1 pseudogene is annotated in these 2559 nt (G+C 63.8%); it reads right to left on the reverse strand.

What is annotated here, in order from left to right:
* A pseudogene (locus tag EKD05_RS25320) lies at positions 1-2559 on the reverse strand (DUF11 domain-containing protein); the annotation flags it as partial.

The raw sequence follows: 2559 nt of genomic DNA on the forward strand, positions 1-2559 counted from the left end.
GGCGCTGGTGCAGTCCCAGGCGTCACTCCCAGCGGCCACAAAGCTCGTGCTGACCGGCACGGTCTCGCTGATGACGACGCCGACGGCCTGCTGGTTGCCGGTGTTGGTGTAGCGGAGCGTGTAGGTAATCAGCCCACCCGGAACCGTGCTGATCCCGCCGTCGGTCTTGGTGATGACGAGGTTCGGGGCCGCCGTGACGGGCGTGACCTCGTCGTTCTCGTTATTCAACGGGGTCGGGTCGTCGCCATTGGTGCGGTCGTCGGCGATGACGACAGTGTTGGTGATGGTCGTGACGCCCGCGGGCAGGCTCGGATCAACCTGCACCACGAAGGTGACGGTACCGGTGAGGTTGACACCGAGGTCGCCCACCGGGTAGGTGCAGGTGCCGCTGTTGCACGTCCAACCGGTCGGCGTGATGAAGGTGGTGTAGGTCGGCACGGTCTCGGTGATGACGACGCCCGTCGCATCCTGGTTGCCGACGTTGGTGTAGGTCAGCGTGTAGGTGATCAGGTCACCCGTGGTCACGGTGATGTCGTCATCGGTCTTGGTGATGACGAGGTCGGGCGCGGCGGTGACGGGCGTGACTTCGTCGTCATCATTGTTGTCCAGCCTGATCTCGGGGCCGTTCAGCCCGTCGTCGGCGATGACAACGGTGTTGGTAATGGTCGTGACACCCGCAGGCAGGCTTGCATCCACCTGCACCACGAAGGTGATGGTACCGGTGATGTTGACGGCGAGGTCGCCCACCGGGTAGGTGCAGGTGCCGCTGTTGCACGTCCAACCGGTCGGTGTAATGAAGGTGGTGTAGGTCGGCACGGTCTCGGTGATCATGACGCCCGTGGCATCCTGGTTGCCGACGTTGGTGTAGGTGAGCGTGTAGGTGATCAGCCCACCCGTCGTCACCGTGCGATCGTCGTCGGTCTTGGTGATGACGAGATCGGGCGCGGCCGTCACCGGGGTGGTCTCGTCGGCCTCGTTATTCAACGGGGTCGGGTCGTCGCCATTGGTGCCGTCGTCAGTGATGGCAACGGTGTTGGTAATGGTCGTGATGCCAGCGGGCAGGCTTGCATCCACCTGCACCACGAAGGTGCGGGTCAGGGTGCTCCCGGCTCCCAATGCTGTGCGGGTATAGACACAGGTTGTCCCGGATGGACTGCCGTCGGCGCAATCCCAGCCTGTACTGCTGCCGGCCCTGACAAAACTCGTGTAAAGCGGAACCGTCTCGGTGATGGTGACGCCGGTCGCGTCCTGGTTGCCGACGTTGCGATAGGTGAGCGTGTAGGTGATCAGGTCGCCTGGCTCCACGGTGATCCCGCCGTCGGTCTTGGTAATGACGAGATCGGGCGCGGCTTCGACCGGGGTAGTCTCGGTATTCGAGGAACCTTCGGGGTGGTTGGTGCCCCCGATGCGGGCGGTGTTGGTGATGGTCGTGATGCCGTTGGGCAACGGGGTGTCCACCTGAACGATGAAGGTGCGGGTGAGCGTGGCTCCGGCATTGAGCGTGCCGATATTCAGGGTGCAGAGCGGAGCGCTGCTGCAGTTCCATGCGTCACTGCCGTCACTGACAAAGCTCGTATTGGCGGGCACGGTCTCGGTGATGACCACGCCTGCGGCCGCCTGGTTGCCGGTGTTGGTCACGGTCAGTGTGTAGGTGATCAGCCCACCCGGAACCGTGCTGAGGTCGTTGTCGGTCTTGGTGATGACGAGCGTTGGGGCGGCAGTGACGGGGGTGGTCTCGTCGTCGTCGTTATTCTCGGGGGTTGGGTCGTTACCATTGCGAAGGTCGTCAGTGATGACGACGGTGTTGAAGATGCTATTGACGCCCGCAGGCAGACTCGCATCCACCTGCACCACAAAGGTGACGGTACCGGTGAGGTTGACGGCAAGGTCGCCCACCGGGTAGGTGCAGGTGCCGCTGTTGCATGTCCAACCGGTCGGCGTGATGAAGGTGGTGTAGGTCGGCACGGTCTCGGTGATGACGACGCCCGTCGCGTCTTGGTTGCCGACGTTGGTGTAGGTGAGCGTGTAGGTAATCAGGTCGCCCGTGGTCACGGTGCGGTTGTCGTCGGTCTTGGTGATGACGAGATCGGGCGCGGCGGTGACGGGCGTGGTCTCGTCGTTCGAGGACGAGCCAGGATCGTTGGTGCCGCTGATGGCGGCGGTGTTGGTGATCGTCTCCACGCCTGCGAGCAGTTGGTCGGCCACGCGCACGATAAAGGTGGCGCTGCCAGAGGCCCCGGCGTTGAGGTTGCCGATAGTCAGGGTGCAGCGCGGGGCACTGGTGCAATCCCAGGCGTCACTGCCTTCACTGACAAAGCTTGTGCTGACGGGCACGGTCTCGCTGATGACGACGCCCACGGCCTGCTGGTTGCCGGTGTTGGTGTAGCGCAGCGTGTAGGTGATCAGCCCACCCGGAACCGTGCTGCGGTCGTTGTCGGTCTTGGTGATGACGAGATCGGGCGCGGCGGTGACGGGCGTGGTTTCGTCGTTCGAGGACGAGCCAGGATCGTTGGTGCCGCTGATGGCGGCGGTGTTGGTGATCGTGGTGACGCCTGCGAG

The organism is Candidatus Chloroploca sp. Khr17 (assembly GCF_004138165.1).
GTDB lineage: Bacteria > Chloroflexota > Chloroflexia > Chloroflexales > Chloroflexaceae > Chloroploca.